The 15,132-nt window shown below is 39.3% G+C and carries 16 protein-coding genes; 5 read left to right on the top strand and 11 right to left on the bottom strand.

Going from position 1 to position 15,132, the window contains the following annotated elements:
• Nucleotides 1-13 precede the first annotated feature (13 nt).
• Nucleotides 14-397 carry a LytR/AlgR family response regulator transcription factor gene (locus R2R28_RS07390; protein WP_316825052.1) on the bottom strand — a complete coding sequence of 128 codons (384 nt, stop codon included), beginning with the start codon at nt 395-397 and terminating at the stop codon, nt 14-16.
• Nucleotides 398-613: 216 nt separating this feature from the next.
• On the bottom strand, nt 614-1,291 hold the full coding sequence (locus tag R2R28_RS07385) for a competence protein (protein ID WP_316825051.1): 678 nt from the start codon (nt 1,289-1,291) through the stop codon (nt 614-616).
• Between the two features lie 335 nt (nt 1,292-1,626).
• Between R2R28_RS07385 and R2R28_RS07380 the strand changes: the two genes are divergently transcribed.
• Together R2R28_RS07380 and R2R28_RS07375 are read left to right on the top strand one after the other, a co-directional pair.
• Nucleotides 1,627-1,845, top strand: a complete 219-nt coding sequence (locus tag R2R28_RS07380) for a DUF6965 family protein (RefSeq protein ID WP_316825050.1) — start codon at nt 1,627-1,629, stop codon at nt 1,843-1,845.
• Between the two features lie 112 nt (nt 1,846-1,957).
• On the top strand, nt 1,958-2,161 hold the full coding sequence (locus R2R28_RS07375) for a hypothetical protein (protein ID WP_316825049.1): 204 nt from the start codon (nt 1,958-1,960) through the stop codon (nt 2,159-2,161).
• A 299-nt stretch (nt 2,162-2,460) separates the two neighbouring features.
• Here the strand turns inward: R2R28_RS07375 and R2R28_RS07370 are convergent, their stop codons facing one another.
• Together R2R28_RS07370 and R2R28_RS07365 are read right to left on the bottom strand one after the other, a co-directional pair.
• The gene (locus R2R28_RS07370) at nt 2,461-2,961 is read right to left on the bottom strand and encodes an SRPBCC domain-containing protein (RefSeq protein WP_316825048.1); all 501 of its coding nucleotides are present in this window, start codon (nt 2,959-2,961) and stop codon (nt 2,461-2,463) included.
• Complete coding sequence (locus R2R28_RS07365) at nt 2,958-3,278, bottom strand: metalloregulator ArsR/SmtB family transcription factor (RefSeq protein WP_316825047.1); 321 nt, start codon at nt 3,276-3,278, stop codon at nt 2,958-2,960. Before R2R28_RS07365 ends, R2R28_RS07370 begins: the two co-directional genes overlap by 4 nt.
• Nucleotides 3,279-3,453: 175 nt before the next feature.
• Here R2R28_RS07365 and pta point away from each other — a divergent pair, with 175 nt between their 5' ends.
• A complete protein-coding gene (pta, locus tag R2R28_RS07360; RefSeq protein ID WP_316825046.1) occupies nt 3,454-5,541 on the top strand; it encodes a phosphate acetyltransferase in 2,088 nt (695 codons plus the stop codon).
• Nucleotide 5,542: 1 nt separating this feature from the next.
• Entirely contained in the window at nt 5,543-6,739 is a 1,197-nt protein-coding gene (locus tag R2R28_RS07355) for an acetate kinase (RefSeq protein ID WP_316825045.1), read from the top strand.
• Between the two features lie 63 nt (nt 6,740-6,802).
• Here R2R28_RS07355 and R2R28_RS07350 read toward each other — a convergent pair whose 3' ends face one another.
• A complete protein-coding gene (locus tag R2R28_RS07350) occupies nt 6,803-7,186 on the bottom strand; it encodes a VOC family protein (RefSeq protein ID WP_316825044.1) in 384 nt (127 codons plus the stop codon).
• A 159-nt stretch (nt 7,187-7,345) separates the two neighbouring features.
• A complete protein-coding gene (locus R2R28_RS07345; RefSeq protein ID WP_316825043.1) occupies nt 7,346-7,822 on the bottom strand; it encodes a DinB family protein in 477 nt (158 codons plus the stop codon).
• A gap of 110 nt (nt 7,823-7,932) precedes the next feature.
• Between R2R28_RS07345 and R2R28_RS07340 the strand changes: the two genes are divergently transcribed.
• Complete coding sequence (locus R2R28_RS07340; protein WP_316825042.1) at nt 7,933-9,006, top strand: aminotransferase class V-fold PLP-dependent enzyme; 1,074 nt, start codon at nt 7,933-7,935, stop codon at nt 9,004-9,006.
• Here the strand turns inward: R2R28_RS07340 and R2R28_RS07335 are convergent.
• The 5 genes from R2R28_RS07335 to R2R28_RS07315 are packed head-to-tail and all read right to left on the bottom strand — an operon-like array spanning nt 9,003 to nt 15,068.
• Nucleotides 9,003-9,977: an L-histidine N(alpha)-methyltransferase gene (locus R2R28_RS07335; RefSeq protein ID WP_316825041.1), complete on the bottom strand. Its 975-nt coding sequence runs from the start codon at nt 9,975-9,977 to the stop codon at nt 9,003-9,005. The genes R2R28_RS07340 and R2R28_RS07335 overlap by 4 nt on opposite strands.
• Nucleotides 9,978-9,984: 7 nt before the next feature.
• On the bottom strand, nt 9,985-11,136 hold the full coding sequence (gene egtB / locus R2R28_RS07330) for an ergothioneine biosynthesis protein EgtB (RefSeq protein WP_316825040.1): 1,152 nt from the start codon (nt 11,134-11,136) through the stop codon (nt 9,985-9,987).
• Nucleotides 11,133-12,707, bottom strand: a complete 1,575-nt coding sequence (locus R2R28_RS07325; protein ID WP_316825039.1) for an ABC transporter permease/substrate-binding protein — start codon at nt 12,705-12,707, stop codon at nt 11,133-11,135. Before R2R28_RS07325 ends, egtB begins: the two co-directional genes overlap by 4 nt.
• Entirely contained in the window at nt 12,700-13,659 is a 960-nt protein-coding gene (locus R2R28_RS07320; protein ID WP_316825038.1) for a betaine/proline/choline family ABC transporter ATP-binding protein, read from the bottom strand. Before R2R28_RS07320 ends, R2R28_RS07325 begins: the two co-directional genes overlap by 8 nt.
• Nucleotides 13,660-13,661: 2 nt before the next feature.
• Nucleotides 13,662-15,068 carry a mercuric reductase gene (locus tag R2R28_RS07315; protein ID WP_316825037.1) on the bottom strand — a complete coding sequence of 469 codons (1,407 nt, stop codon included), beginning with the start codon at nt 15,066-15,068 and terminating at the stop codon, nt 13,662-13,664.
• Nucleotides 15,069-15,132 lie beyond the last annotated feature (64 nt).

The raw sequence follows: 15,132 nt of genomic DNA, 5'->3' as shown, positions 1-15,132 counted from the left end.
AATGCGTTATTGACTACCGTTTTTCCTTCCAGATTATATCGGTTATTGCCGCATTCATTTTGTCGTATGTAATGGGTTTAACGATAAATTTATCGCAATAAACCGCAAAGGCATCCAATGCATATTTTTCGTGGCCAGTTACAAAAATAAGGTAACGGACATGATCCCGCAGCACTTTGGCTACATCGAGGCCCGAAACCTCCATTCCAATATCCAGAAACAGAAAATCCAGGTCTTTTATTTCTTTAACAGCCAGAATACCTTCAATTGGATCGGTATAGGTCGCAAGGGTGGTTAGTTCTTCTTTACGTGCAATAAAATTGCTTAAAATATCGATACTGAGTTGATCATCGTCGATAATTACACATTTGAGTTGAGCGGTATTAAATGGTTGCATTATTTAATTTTTAGATAGTATTGCCAAAAATATGCCTAATACTTAATCTATTACAAAAAAACATATTCATAACCCCTTGCTGTTTAAGAATATTCTTGATTTAAATCAAAAATGTTTTAAATTAAACAAAGTAGTTCACCTACAGCATTAAATGTAATCATTAGCGTACATCACTGTATGATATTATTCTACCGCAGTTTTGCTTTATTTTGAGGTCTAAAATTCAGGCGGAGTGTGCCAGTCAATAAAGGTTTTCCGGCTAATCATTTTTAAGTAAGGATAATTTCCATTTAATTGTGCCCGCTGTTTCAGCTCATATAAAAAATGTCCTCCTAAGTCTACAATTATTTTTGCGGTAGCTAAATACCATACACTATGAGGTTGTTTCCAGCAAAAAGAGTATAGATTAGAAGTCAGTTTAATATCTTTAAGCTCAGGATGATAAAAATTAAGTATTTTAGGATTGGCTATTCCCTGCATTAACTCTGCCTTACGCACCATAGAAAGGTGATCGGAATGGCAAAATTCGTAATTTGCAAGTTTGGGGTCATCTACATCAGGCAGGTGTTTCAGGATTTTAAAGCCTTTAAATTTTTTGCCGTTTAATACCCAGATCAGATTGGGGTAAAAGGCTTCCCTGCTATTGAGTTCGGCTACGGTAATTGGTGAATTCTGAAATTCAATGGTATAACCTGCAGGTGTAAATACATCAGCACGGTGAATGTCTGTATTGGCGGCATCATAAAAGGCAACCTCTCTAAATGATGGCGGAAATGCCAGCTTCCAATCGCGGTGCCACGCAGTTTCTTTACGGTAATATTCTTTTTTAGGGGGCTGAATATCAGGGACTATATCAGCAGGTAGAATATTTTTTTTTATTTCACTGTTATCCATCCTATGCGGTAAGCATATAAAAATCATTCAATAGGGAAAGCAAATTTAAGCTAATTATTTTAGTATGGCAAGCGTTTGGCGTAATGCGTTTTAGCGTTACGGCGTACGCAAAGAATTTTAGTATGCTATTTTTTTAAAAACTTTATCTTTTTGACCTCAGACTCCCGGCTATAAGCTAAATCACCTCATTTTCAACCGCAGAGCAGAGGAAAGGCGCAGAGTACACAGAGCTGGCGGGTTATTTTTTCCAAGCTTCATCTTCTGACTTCGGTCCTTAGACACCCGACCATAGGCTAAAGACTTTTGACTAAGGACTAAATTACTAACTTTGCAGCATGACCATCCCAGAAATACAGCAGTTAGAAGATTTTTTTACCAAGGCCGGAAAACAACAAGTACCCATTTATCTTAACGAAGCTACAGTGATCACCGATTATGAACACTTTTTAGAAAGTCATATAACACCATTAAAGGCGAATCCGGAAGCAAAAGTGACTATTCCGATTATCCATCGATTAAAAATGCTAAAGCTTCTGATAGAATCGAACGCTTAATTTTTGTAATTCCTCGTTTAGAAAAAAATTTCCACATCGGTTTAAAACTTTCTTTCCTAAAGAAATGTTTTCTTGTTGATTTTTGATCCCACACAAATTTTAACAACAACATATGGAGACCATTCTAACTGACGCTGAATATAAATTGGTAATTAACCGTATTGCAGTGCTTTCTGCAAAAAACAGCATCAGCACTGCAGAAAACGAAGAATTAAATCAATTAAGTGCTATGGCAATAGCATATGAATATAGAAGGTACGATTTTACAATCAATCCATCATATCAAAGTCGACCAATTTGTCATTCCGAGAGATAATTTTATTCTATAAAAATCAATGCAATTAATGTAGGTGTAAAAATCCCCTCGGGCCACCATCATTTTGAGCGGAGTACAACGCAATCGAGCACCCGAAGGTTTTGCGCAAAATCTGTCAAAATAGCGCTTTCTACTCCGCTTTGCTCCGGTCGCGGACGACGTTTTTATTTGAATCAATTGATTTGTCATCCTGAATGAAACGGAAGGTTCTATAAAAAGAAATTTGACTACAGAATGCTATAGTTAAGGATTCTTCACTGCGTTCAGAATGACAAATTAGTTGACTGGAAAATTATTTACTATTTATTACTCTCGAAATATTGATCCAGGTTATCCAAACCGGCAGTAAAACCTTCTTTGAAACCCATCTGGATTATGGTATTCATATCCTCGGCTTTATCGAAAGTTATTTCAATATCAACTACCGTGATTTCGCCAGTTGCAGCGAATTCTTTTTTCCAGTACATCGTCGGGAAATCAACATTTTCGTTACCTGCTTCATCACAAAATGAAACCGCATTGGTAATGCGCAGTTGTGGCTCGATGGTTTTAAAGTTTTCTTTGCACCATGACCCATCTCCTTCTGGTCCAAGCATTTGATACAACCAAAAACCACCTTCCCTGAAATCCATTGTTTTGGTTACCGCGCGATAGGGCTTTGGTGCCCACCATTGGTCTAAAATTTCGCTATCGGTCCAGGCTTTCCAAACACTGGCCAAAGATGCGTCAAAAGCTCTTTTTACCTTTAGTTTTTTGTTTGCTTCGTCTTTTGTAAAGACGGCTTCATTTTTACTACTCATAATTCTGTATTTTTTTGGTTCTTTAATAGGTTATCTAACTGGTTAAAACGGGTCTCCCAGGTTTTACGGAACTGTTCCATCCAAATATCTACTTCCTGCATTTTTTGTGCATTAAAATGATAATGAATTTCCCTGCCACTCTGCTCCTGCTTTAAAAGCTGGCACTCGGTCAGGATTTTAATGTGTTTGGATATGGCCTGTCTGCTGCTATCAAAATGATCAGCAAGGGCATTTGGCGTCATCGCTTGCAAAGCCAATAAACTCAAAATCGCCCTACGCGTTGGGTCGGCAATAGCCTGAAATACATCTCTTCTCATAAACGAACAATTAGCAACCGTTTGATTGCAAATATAAATGCAACCATTCGGTTTCGCAAAAATATTTTAAATTATTTTTATAACAGTTAAAAACTTAAGCTGCTTAAATTTTTAAAATAAATATTTCCAACTATATTGGGCGTTATTGGTTATTGCTTTAATTGTTCCCTATTTTATGACAAAGAATATATACATCGCTTCGGCCGAGCCCTATACCGGAAAATCAGTTATTGCTTTTGGAATGATCAATATGCTGCTGGCCAAAACCCAGAAAGTAGGTTATTTTAAACCCATTATTGCGCAAGACGATCCGAATCAGAAAGATGAACATGTAGAAGCCATGCTGGATTATTTCTCGCTTCCGGTTAAATATGAAGATGCTTTTGCTTTTACCCGTCAGGAAATGCTTCATCAATCAGAAGATAGCGGCGACATTATCAATACCATCATCAGTAAGTATAAAAAACTGGAAGATAATTACGATTTTACGGTAATTGAAGGCAGCGATTTTTTAGGCGAAGGTATGGCTTTCGAGTTCGAATCGAACGCCTTAATGGCCAAAAACCTGGGTGCTCCGGTGTTGATCGTGGTATCAGGAAAAAATAAAACTGCCAGTCAGCTTTTTAAAACAGCCATTAATATTTACCGCAATTTCCTGTTGCGTGATGTGCAGGTGCTGGGCGTTGTGGCCAACATGGTAAATCCTGAAGAAGCGGAGCGGATTAAACAGGCTTTAACTAACCAATTACCGCCCGAACTGTTAATTGCTGTGATTCCGACAGAAACAGGTCTGCAAAGCCCAACCATGAAAGAAATTACCCTGGCATTGGGCGGTGAAGTGCTTTTCGGGGCCGAACTGATGGATAACCAGGTAGATAATTTTGTAACCGGTGCTATGATGCTGCCCAATTTTTTAAGACACATTAAAGATAACCTGCTTATTGTTACCCCAGGCGACCGTGGCGATATTATCATTGGTGCTTTACAAGCCAATTTATCGGCCAATTACCCCAAAATAGCCGGGATTGTACTAACCGCAGGAAGTTTGCCGGATGAGCCGATAATTAAACTGATTGAAGGTTTGCAGACCATCATCCCGATTATTGCGGTACAAAAAGGAACTTTCGAAACTACAACAACCATTGGCGGCATTCATTCGAAGATCACCATCGAAAACAAGAAGAAAATTGCATTGGCAATAGAGCTTTTCGAGAAATATGTCGACATCAAAGCGCTTGATGATAAAATCATTACCTTTAGTTATCAGGGTATTACACCACACATGTTTCAATACCAACTGGTAAAATGGGCCAAGCGGGATAAAAAACACATTGTATTACCCGAAGGAAACGACGAACGTATTTTAAAAGCCGTTGAAAAATTAATTGCCCAGGATATTGTTGATATTACCCTTTTAGGTGATCCTGCCGAAATCATCAACAGCGTAAAACGACTGGGTTTAAATTTAGATGTAAACACTTTAAGAATACACGACCCGGCACAATCTACCCATTACAACGACTATGTGGATACCCTGCACGAATTGCGCAAAGCGAAAAATGTAAACCTCGAAATGGCAAGGGATATGATGACCGATGTTTCTTATTTCGGTACCATGATGGTGTATAAAGGTGATGCAGATGGTATGGTTTCGGGTGCAGTGCATACTACTCAACACACCATCAGGCCTGCCTTACAGTTTGTTAAAACCAAGCCGGGTGTATCAGTAGTATCTTCTATCTTTTTTATGTGCCTGCCAGAGCGTGTAGCCATATTTGGCGATTGCGCCGTTAACCCCAACCCTACCGCCCAGCAACTGGCCGAAATTGCCATTTCATCAGCAGAAAGTAGTGCCAAATTTGGTATTGAGCCTCGCATAGCGATGCTTTCTTACTCTTCAGGAACATCTGGCGAAGGTGAAGATGTAGAACGCGTTAGAGAAGCTACAGCAATTGTAAAAGAAAGGCACCCTGAATTAAAAATAGAAGGTCCAATACAATATGATGCTGCTGTAGATCCACTGGTAGGGAAACAAAAATTACCAGGATCAGAAGTGGCCGGAAGGGCAAGCGTACTCATTTTTCCTGATTTAAATACCGGAAACAACACTTATAAAGCGGTGCAGCGCGAAACCGGTGCATTGGCCATCGGTCCAATGTTACAGGGTTTAAACAAACCGATTAACGATTTGAGCCGTGGTTGTACCGTAGATGATATTTTTAACACCGTTGTAATTACAGCGATTCAATGCCAGGATATTTAATATGAACATTTTAGTCATCAATTCAGGGAGTAGCTCCTTAAAATACCAACTTTTTAAAATGCCCGCAAAAGCCCCTGTATGCAGTGGTTTGGTAGAACGCATCGGCATCGAAGGATCATTTATAAAACATACGGTTTATAACAGGGAAGAAAAATATACCATTGAAGAATCGGGTTTTATATCCAATCATGGAGAAGGATTAAAACAGGTTTTAGCTTTATTAACACAGGGTGAATATGCGGTAATTGCCAGTCCGGATGATATTACTGCTGTTGGCCACCGGGTGGTACACGGTGGTGAGCACTTTAAGGACGCAACGCTTATTACCGACGAAGTAAAAAAGCAGATCAAAAAGCTGTTTTCGCTGGCACCATTGCATAATCCGGTGAATTATAAATGTATAGAGGTTGCAGAACAGACTTTTACAAATGCCAAACAGATTGCCGTATTTGATACCGCATTTCACCAAACTTTACCTGAGCAGGCTTACCGTTACGCCATCCCCGAATGGTATTATAAAGAACATGGCATCAGGGTATATGGATTTCATGGTACCAGCCATAAATATGTGAGCGAACAGGCCATTAATTGGTTAAACAAAAAAGACACCAAAATCATCAGTATCCACTTAGGTAACGGTTGCAGTATGGCAGCAATTAAAAATGGAAAATCGATTGACACCAGCATGGGTTTTGGTCCTTTAAGCGGCTTAATGATGGGCACCCGATCCGGAGATATTGATCCATCGGTTATTTTCCATTTAATGGAACATGCTGGCTATACCTTAGAACAACTGAGCACTTTGGTTAATAAACAATCGGGTTTATTGGGGGTGGGCGGCTCAAGCGATATGCGGGATATCAGAAAACTGGTGAGCGAAGGAAATGCTGCAGCTGTTTTAGCATTAAAATTATATGCTTACCGGATCAAAAAATTTATTGGCGCCTATGCAGCCATCCTCAACGGAATAGATGCCATTGTATTTACCGCAGGTGTTGGCGAAAACGACGGCTATATGCGCGAGGCAGTATGTGCGGAACTGGATTATCTCGGCATTGAACTCGATCCAAATCAAAATACAGCATACGAGGGGGAATTGAAAGAGATAAACACGAAAAGCTCAAAGGTTAAGGTTTTGGTTATTCCAACCAATGAAGAATACGAGATAGCGCACCAGTGTTATGCAATTTTAAACTAGCTAAAAAGACTTCCGAAGTTGGCAAAGCGCAAAGGCACTGGTACAAACTTCGGAAGTATGAGCCTAAGCTGTTTCCAAAACAGATAAAATGTTTCCTGCAGAATCTCTAAACCAGGCAATATTTGGTCCGCCATTACCTCTTGAAATGCCCTTTTCATCTGTTTTAATCGACTCCTGATTATATATTTCGAATTTTACTCCTTTGGCAATCAACTCATCAACAGCCTGTTCTATATTTTCAACAGGAAAATTAAGAACAGTAAAAGTAGCCGGAACATGATTTGGTTTTGGATAAAGTAATATGGGTGATGATCCAGAAACTACTACTTCTATCACTCCCATTGGGTTATCTTTAACTTCCAGACCTAAAATACCCTGATAAAAATCTTTGGCTTTCTGTATATCATCTACAGAAAACGAGCTGAACGCTTTTGAATTTTCTAACATAACCTTGTTTTTTAAATCAATTTATGAGAACGGAAAGTTAAATTTAGGTGAATAATGCTACTTCGACGGGTTGCTTAAGCGGCAAATGATGCACCCAAACGAGACAATATTATTAATCATTTATCCTTGTTTATTTGTGTTTATCGGCAGCTAAAATACTTAACTTTTCCAGGCACCCAATAAACGCCTGATGACTACAATTTCAGCAATGTGGTAGGCATTATGGTCTGCAATTTGCAAAGCTTCACGTAAAACGCTTTGTCCGTCGCCATGCGGAATTTGCGCAAACAAATCTACTTTATCCAACAAGGCTATAAATTCTTTCAAATCGCTTTCTATCTGTTTTAAGGTATTATTCCAGGTTGCCTCATCTTTGGGAGCAACTTCTTTAGGCCAATATTCATCAGGCCATTTCGGCGATTGATGCGCCCCATCTTTGCTAAACTCGAGCATATCCCATTGGGCAATTTTAATATGCTCCGTTAACTGCCAGATACTGTAAGGCAAATCGTGCGGTTTTTCGCCTAAAAGATGAAACGGCAGGCTGGCAACAGCATCTTTTAGGCCCACATGTGCCCCACCTCCATTTAACAGTTTTTTAAGCGCTGTAACCAGTATTGATGTTTGATTTTCCATAATTTAAGGGATTGTATAAACTTAACAAATCTGATTCTCATAGGTTTGTATAAAATTCAATTTTAAACAGATGCATTCACTTTTAAGGTATATTTCTTTTAATTTTGGATATGAACCTATCCTTTCCGATCCTTAAAAAATACACTTACCTCAACACCGCTAACTCGGGCATATTATCAAGCAATTTAGCTACATGGAGAATCCAGCATGATGAGGCTTTTATGGCTGAAGGAAGTATTTTCAGAGCAGAAAACCTGCCGGTTATCAATGAACTAAGAAACAACATCGCTAAACTTTTTGGTTCAGCTCCCGAAAACACCTACCTGGTACAGAATTTTTCAGTCGGCTTTAATACTTTATTGGGTGGCCTGAACCATAAGCAACGCTTTTTGCTGCTGGAAGAAGAATATCCTTCTGTAAGTTATCCCGTTGTTAGCATGGGTTTTGATCATCATATTATTGCCATTGATAAAAACCTGGAGGAAAACATCATTAAAGCGATTGATACGTTTAAACCTACCATTTTTGCTTTTAGTATGATACAATACATCAGTGGATTAAGAATAGACGAAGATTTCATCCGAAAATTAAAAACTACTTACCCCGACCTGTTGTTGGTTGCTGATGGTACCCAGTTTACAGGTACAACTGATTTCAGTTTCGAAAATTCAGAGCTGGATGCTTTAATTGGCAGTGGCTATAAGTGGCTGTTGGGTGGATACGGAAATGGTTATGTTTTTCTATCCGACCAGATGAAAAACACCATTTACAGTAAAAATAAGTTAGCTGAATTACCTACAGCACCTTTTTTAAAAGGTAAAGATCATTTATCAATGTGTTTCGAACCGGGCCATCTGGATAGTTTTAATTTTGGCACCTTAAATGAAAGCCTAAATTACCTCGGCGCCATTGGCTTCGACTGGATTGAAAAAACCAACCAGACATTGTGTAACCAGGCAAGGCTTGAACTCGGTTCAAGAGGACTGATTCCGGAGTGGATGCTGGATCGAAAATACCAGTCGACCATTATGAGTATGCCACTGGAGCAAAAAACAGTTGATCAACTTGCTACAGCGAAAATACTCTGCTCGCCAAGAGGAAGCGGCACCAGAATTTCCTTTCATTTTTACAATACGGCTGAGGATTTAGATAAACTATTGCATGTTTTGGATGGAAAAGCTTAATCAACCTTCCAAATCGCATCTACAAAATACTGATGTTGATCAAAAAAGCGTTGCAGCGGTCTAAATCCTGTTTTTTCCGCAAGCTGATCAATATCATTTAAGGAATATTTCTGTGAGATTTCCATAAAAACATGTTCATTTTCAACAAAATGAATCGCATGTTGACCAATATTTACAATCTGGTTTTTTAAGCTGATGAGGTAACTTTTGCAGGCGCCAGATGCCGGATCATAACTGGCGTAGTGCTCAAATTGATCAACATTGAAATCGCCATCGAGCTCTTTATTGATGCGATGAAGCAGATTGAGGTTAAACGACCGGGTAATGCCTCCTTTATCATTGTATGCGGCAAGGATTTGTTGTGGATTTTTTTTCAAGTCGAAACCAATAATCAGCAGGTCGTTAGGAGAGAGTAACTGTTTTAATGAAGCGCAGAAGTTTTCGGCATCGCTAATGGTCATATTGCCAATATTTGCTCCCATAAACAACACCACTTTTCTACGATCAGATAGTTCTGTCGCTTTTTTCAGCATATCGAAATAATCGCCAATTAACCCTTTTATATCCAGGGCAGGCAGTTTTTTTGGTAAATTTTCTTCCAGATCTGAGATCACGTGATCTGAAATATCGATAGGAACATAACTAAACTCAAGCTGGGCTTCCAATAGCGACTTTAAGAGATGGATAGATTTTGTGGCATCACCCGCACCCAGTTCGATTAGATCAAAAGCAGATCCGTCAGCAGAAATGGCCTGCGAAAGCTGTGCAGACTGATACTGGAGAATTTCCATTTCTGCATTGGTTAGGTAATATTCCTCCATTTCCATAATCTGTTGAAAAATACGGTCACCGGTAGCATCGTAAAAATACTTGGAGCGCATAAATTTCGGCTCAGCACGCAATCCTGTTAAGGTTTCCTCGAGAAATTGTGTTTTGTTGTCTGTTGTTGTTTCAATGGTGGTGGTACTCATATTGATCTTATTTTACCAGGCGGATGCCCGTATATTGCCATCTTAAATGTGGGTGAAAAAAATTCCTGTAAGTAATACGCGAGTGATTTTCGGGGGTTGCTATTGATGCACCGCGTAATACCTTTTGATTAACCATAAACTTGCCGTTATATTCGCCAATGGCACCGGGTGCCTTGCTAAAACCGGGATAAGGAAGGTAGGCGCTTTCGGTCCACTCCCACCTTTCGCCCCAATTAAAGTTTTTAGCGGCCACTTCCCATTCAAATTCGGTTGGTAAACGCATGCCTTTCCAGCAGGCAAAAGCATAAGCTTCGTAATAACTGATGTGGCTCACCGGCGCATTTAAATCAAGGGGTAGAAGTCCACCCAAAGTGTAATAAAACCATGCACCGTCAATTAAATGCCAATACATTGGCGATGTAATGTGATTACTCTTTACCCAATCCCATCCTTCGGCATGCCAGTAGTTGAAGTTTCCATAACCGCCGGCATTGATAAACTCCAAAAATCCGGCATTGTTGACTAACATTTTACTGATAGAAAAATCGTGTAAGTAAATTTTATGCCTGTTTAATTCATTATCAAAGCTGAAACCAGCCCCATCGTAACCAATTTCATAAATTCCTTCCGAAATATGAACAAAACCAGCGTCATTATCCGTAATTGCTAAAACTTCTTTTTTCTCTTTAGCGTAAGCCGGAAAAAGCGGATTATTACCCAAAATGTATTTAATATCGGTTAATAATAACTCCTGGTGCTGCTGTTCGTGGTTAAAACCCAAAATCAGTAACTCTTTTACTTCGTCCTTTAAGGGTGAAGCCAAAAATTTCACCATGGCCTCATCCACGTAGGCCCTGTATTGATAGATTTCGTTCACACTCGGACGGCTTAAATTGCCCCGATCTGTGCGGATTACGCGGTTGCCAACAGTTTCATAATAACTGTTAAAAACGAAATTATAATCATCATTATATACCTGATAATTAACAGAAAACGGGCGTAATATAAAGGTTTCAAAGAACCAGGTGGTATGCCCCAGGTGCCATTTAGGCGGACTCACATCCAAAACAGGCTGCACCACATAATCTTCAGTTTGCAGGGGTTCACAAATTTGCCCGGAATATTTCCTGATCTGTAAGTATTCTTCTACCAGTGTCATTTATTTTTATCTAGATAGTTTTTAAGGTCTGTGATGCTATTAACATTCAGTTCTTTTGTTTGTTTTTGCCGCATCATTAAAGCATAAGAATTGTTAAAACCAATTGGTTTAAGCCACTTGATTTTAAACTTTTTCTCAAATTCGGCACTTACATAATGGTAAGTTTTCTCTTTATTGTATGCCATTTCTCTGGCAATTTTTGGGTTTGGCTGTAGCAATACCAATAATCCAGTTCCCGTATATTCGGGGTAAAAATCGATCTGATCGTTCATGAGCGCGTCAAAACAGATTTTTGTTCCACCCAAACCTGTTTTTGTAGCCACATCATAATCTGTATTGCCTTTAATCAACATGCTGTACATTTCGGCAAGAATGTATTGTTCGCCAAAAATTTTAGAACCAATCCTTACACTACCATTATGTCCGTTTTTAGATGCTTTATATAAACCATTGCTAATCAGGAAATCTTTGGCCACCCTTTCTGGTTGCTGGTGCAGGTAATCAGTTCGGTAATTCAGATCGGTCATCACTGAATCTGTAATTTTTCCGGACAGTAAATTCAAGGTTTTTTCCAGATCAGGAAATTTCTTCAACGCATCATGCCTAACAATTGGCGCTGCATAATAAGGCGGAAAAATATGTTTATCGTCTTTTAATATTTTCAGGTCGAAAGCTTTTAATCGTCCATCAGTAGAATAACCGCTAATCACATCAAGTTCTTTTGCAAAAGCGGCTTTATACATTACCGCATCGCTGATTACGATCGTATGGATTTTTAAGCCATAAGTTGATTTTAATCCGAGGTCGCCATCCTGTCTGCCCATAAATTCGGGGGTAAATCCGGCCGTTAAAGTAGAGCCGTAAGCCGTTGGCAAAGCATAAAAACCGCCTAAAATTAAAATCACAACAGGAAAAACATACAATACCCTTTTTAACTTCTTAAAATCCATTTTTTGAATGAAAGACAGCAAGGCATCGAGTATAATTGCTAACAGTGCTGCAGGAATTGCACCTGCCAGAATCATATTGCTGTTATTGAGCGAAATACCGCCAAAAATAAATTCGCCTAAACCGCCTGCGGCAATAAATGAGGCCAAAGTAGCTACTCCAACATTAATTACCGTTGCGGTACGGATACCAGCCAGAATAACCGGCATAGCCAGTGGCAGTTCTACTTTAAATAAAACCTGACTTTTGCTCATTCCCATTGCCCTGGCTGCCTCCCTAACATGCAAATCGACGCCAATAATACCTGTGTAAGTATTCCGGATAATCGGTAATAATGCATAAATAAGCAAGGCTACGATGGCTGGTTTGGCTCCGATTCCTAAAACGGGAATCATAAAACCCAATAAAGCAATACTTGGTATGGTTTGCAACACACCTGCAATCCCTAAAACCGCTCCTGAAAGTTTTCTTTTTCTGGCAATCAATATGCCCAATGGTAAACCAATAGCTATGGCAAAAAGTAAGGAGATAAAGGTTAAACCTACATGTTGCAAGGTTTGGCTGAGCAATTTATCATATTGCCCGGACATAAACTGCCATAAGGTTTGCTGTTGCTCATTCATATACCTGCGCGTTTTGAAACTCGTTGAATCCGCTTGTCAATTGATCGAAATTGATTACCTTACTTTCTTTATTATGACCAGTAATCAATAATTCAGACCGATTATTACTTCTTAATAATTCCATGGCTTCCCATACACTAAGATCAGCAGATTGCCCTCCTTTACCCTGCATTATTTCTTTAGATAAATAAGGCCAAATATCCTGTATATTAACTACTTTAAATTCTAAAGCAAGCCTTTGGCCTGCTAAAAATTCCTTTGCAAAATCATTTACAGGCTGGTAAAGTAATTCTTTAGGTGTACCAATTTGAACCACCTCTCCTTTATCCATTAAACAGATCCGATCTGCCAGTTCGAAAGCTTCCTGCACATCATGTGTAACCATTACAATGGTTTTTCTTTTCAATTCCTCGAGCGCCTTAAACTCTTTCTGAATGCTGGTGCGGGTAACATTATCTAAGGCACCAAAGGGTTCATCCATCAATAATACCGAAGGATCGGTAACCAGCGCACGGGCAAGCCCCACACGTTGCTGCTGTCCACCACTTAATTCATGAGGATACATGGATAGGGTATTTTCCGGAAGATGAAGTTTTTGGATCAGTTCCTGTGTTCGGATTTTAATTTTTTCCTTATTCCACTTTAAAAGCCTGGGTATAAGGGCAATGTTTTCTGCAATGGTATAATGCGGAAAAAGCCCGATATTCTGCATTACATACCCGATTCCTTTGCGTAATACATCGGGGTCATGGCTGGTAATATCTTCACCATTGATCAGAATTTGCCCGGCATCAGGTTCAATTAAGCGGTTAATCATTTTTAAGGTAGTGGTTTTGCCACAGCCGCTGGTACCGAGTAATACCAGTGTTTCCTTTTCGGCTACCTTAAAAGAGACTTGATTTACCGCCCGGGTATTCCCAAATATCTTGCTTATCCCTTTTAATTCGATCATATTTAATTATCGATTTTCATAAACAGGTTATTCAGCGATTCTGAATAGGTAGGATGTGCAAAAACGCAATACCTGATCCTATCATAAGTAATATCGCCTTCCATTGCCATCTGCAAAACAGACATGATCTCTCCTCCTTCTGAAGCCAGAATAGCTGCCCCCAATATTTTCTTTGTATCTGCATCTACAACCGCTTTCATCAAACCCAAAGTTTCATTGGTTTCGATACCACGGGCAACATAGGCCATAGGTAAAACAGCAACTTTATAATTCAATTTTTTTTCTTTTGCTTCTTTTTCTGAAATCCCTATTCTTCCAAGTTGCGGATCGGTGAACATGCAATATGGTACCGGCCGATCGTGAATGGAATAATTTGTGCCTTCAACCAGGTTACGGTATACAATGGTATAATCGTTATAAGCAATATGGGTAAATGCCGGGCCGCCTTTTACATCACCCAATGCATAAATTCCTTTGATATTCGTCTCCAGCTTTTCATTTACGAGGACATGGCCTTTATCATCGAGTTTGACACCACAATTTTCGAGGCCTAAATCCGCCGTTTGCGGTGTACGCCCCACCGCGATGAGTACATGACTGGCAGTAATGTTTTTCTTTGTTTTACCAGATTCAAATGAAATCTGGATGTGCTTTTTATCATTTTTAATGCTGTTGATTTTCACATCTGTAAAGAGTTTGATCTTTTCATCGCTTAAGATTTCGCTAAGGGCTGATGAAATGTCCTGATCTTCTTTAGCCAATATGCTTGATGATTTCTCCAAAATGGTTACTTTACTGCCAAAGCGATTAAACATCTGTCCGAACTCCAGTCCGATATAATTGCCGCCGATCACCACCAAATGCTCTGGAATAGTTTCAAGATCTAAAATTGTTGTCGATGTAAGATACTCAATTTCATCTAAGCCTTCAATATCGGGTATGGCAGTATTTGCACCGGTATTAATAAAAATCAAATCAGCGGTTATTTTTTCTTCGCCACCATCGTTAAGTGCAATGATTAGTTCTTTTTTGCCACTAAATTTAGCCGTTCCGAAGATGAGCTCAAGGTCTTTAGTATTGTTGATCCCTTTTTCGGAAGACTCCCGAAACTGTTTTACAATATCATCTTTGCGCTGTTTTATCTTTTTGAAATTAATTTTTACCGTTCCGATTTCCACACCAAGTTCAGCCGCTTTTTTAGCCTGATAAACCGCCCTCGCAGAAGCAACCATGGCTTTTGTAGGCGTACAACCATCATTGATACAAGTACCACCGACCAATCTTTTCTCTATAACAGCTGTTTTCTTTCCCGCTTCTGCAAGTTTTTTGGCAAGTGGAGTACCGGCCTGCCCCGCTCCGATAATAATGGCGTCGTAATGTTTCATCGATAGGATTTGTTTTGTTGTCATTATAACCTGAATAAGCAGATCAATGTTTGACATAACATGATTTATTCTCAGACAGATTATATTA

This window comes from Pedobacter miscanthi (assembly GCF_032678605.1).
GTDB lineage: Bacteria > Bacteroidota > Bacteroidia > Sphingobacteriales > Sphingobacteriaceae > Pedobacter > Pedobacter miscanthi_A.
The sequence above is the reverse complement of the archived record's forward strand: the minus strand, read 5'-3'. Positions and strand labels throughout refer to the sequence as shown.

Bases quoted from the DNA above. Each gene is read 5' to 3' on its own strand.
- R2R28_RS07390 (WP_316825052.1), bottom strand. From the start codon at position 397: ATGCAACCATTTAATACCGCTCAACTCAAATGTGTAATTATCGACGAT.
- R2R28_RS07385 (WP_316825051.1), bottom strand. From the start codon at position 1,291: ATGGATAACAGTGAAATAAAAAAAAATATTCTACCTGCTGATATAGTC.
- R2R28_RS07380 (WP_316825050.1), top strand. From the start codon at position 1,627: ATGACCATCCCAGAAATACAGCAGTTAGAAGATTTTTTTACCAAGGCC.
- R2R28_RS07375 (WP_316825049.1), top strand. From the start codon at position 1,958: ATGGAGACCATTCTAACTGACGCTGAATATAAATTGGTAATTAACCGT.
- R2R28_RS07370 (WP_316825048.1), bottom strand. From the start codon at position 2,961: ATGAGTAGTAAAAATGAAGCCGTCTTTACAAAAGACGAAGCAAACAAA.
- R2R28_RS07365 (WP_316825047.1), bottom strand. From the start codon at position 3,278: ATGAGAAGAGATGTATTTCAGGCTATTGCCGACCCAACGCGTAGGGCG.
- pta (WP_316825046.1), top strand. From the start codon at position 3,454: ATGACAAAGAATATATACATCGCTTCGGCCGAGCCCTATACCGGAAAA.
- R2R28_RS07355 (WP_316825045.1), top strand. From the start codon at position 5,543: ATGAACATTTTAGTCATCAATTCAGGGAGTAGCTCCTTAAAATACCAA.
- R2R28_RS07350 (WP_316825044.1), bottom strand. From the start codon at position 7,186: ATGTTAGAAAATTCAAAAGCGTTCAGCTCGTTTTCTGTAGATGATATA.
- R2R28_RS07345 (WP_316825043.1), bottom strand. From the start codon at position 7,822: ATGGAAAATCAAACATCAATACTGGTTACAGCGCTTAAAAAACTGTTA.
- R2R28_RS07340 (WP_316825042.1), top strand. From the start codon at position 7,933: ATGAACCTATCCTTTCCGATCCTTAAAAAATACACTTACCTCAACACC.
- R2R28_RS07335 (WP_316825041.1), bottom strand. From the start codon at position 9,977: ATGAGTACCACCACCATTGAAACAACAACAGACAACAAAACACAATTT.
- egtB (WP_316825040.1), bottom strand. From the start codon at position 11,136: ATGACACTGGTAGAAGAATACTTACAGATCAGGAAATATTCCGGGCAA.
- R2R28_RS07325 (WP_316825039.1), bottom strand. From the start codon at position 12,707: ATGAATGAGCAACAGCAAACCTTATGGCAGTTTATGTCCGGGCAATAT.
- R2R28_RS07320 (WP_316825038.1), bottom strand. From the start codon at position 13,659: ATGATCGAATTAAAAGGGATAAGCAAGATATTTGGGAATACCCGGGCG.
- R2R28_RS07315 (WP_316825037.1), bottom strand. From the start codon at position 15,068: ATGACAACAAAACAAATCCTATCGATGAAACATTACGACGCCATTATT.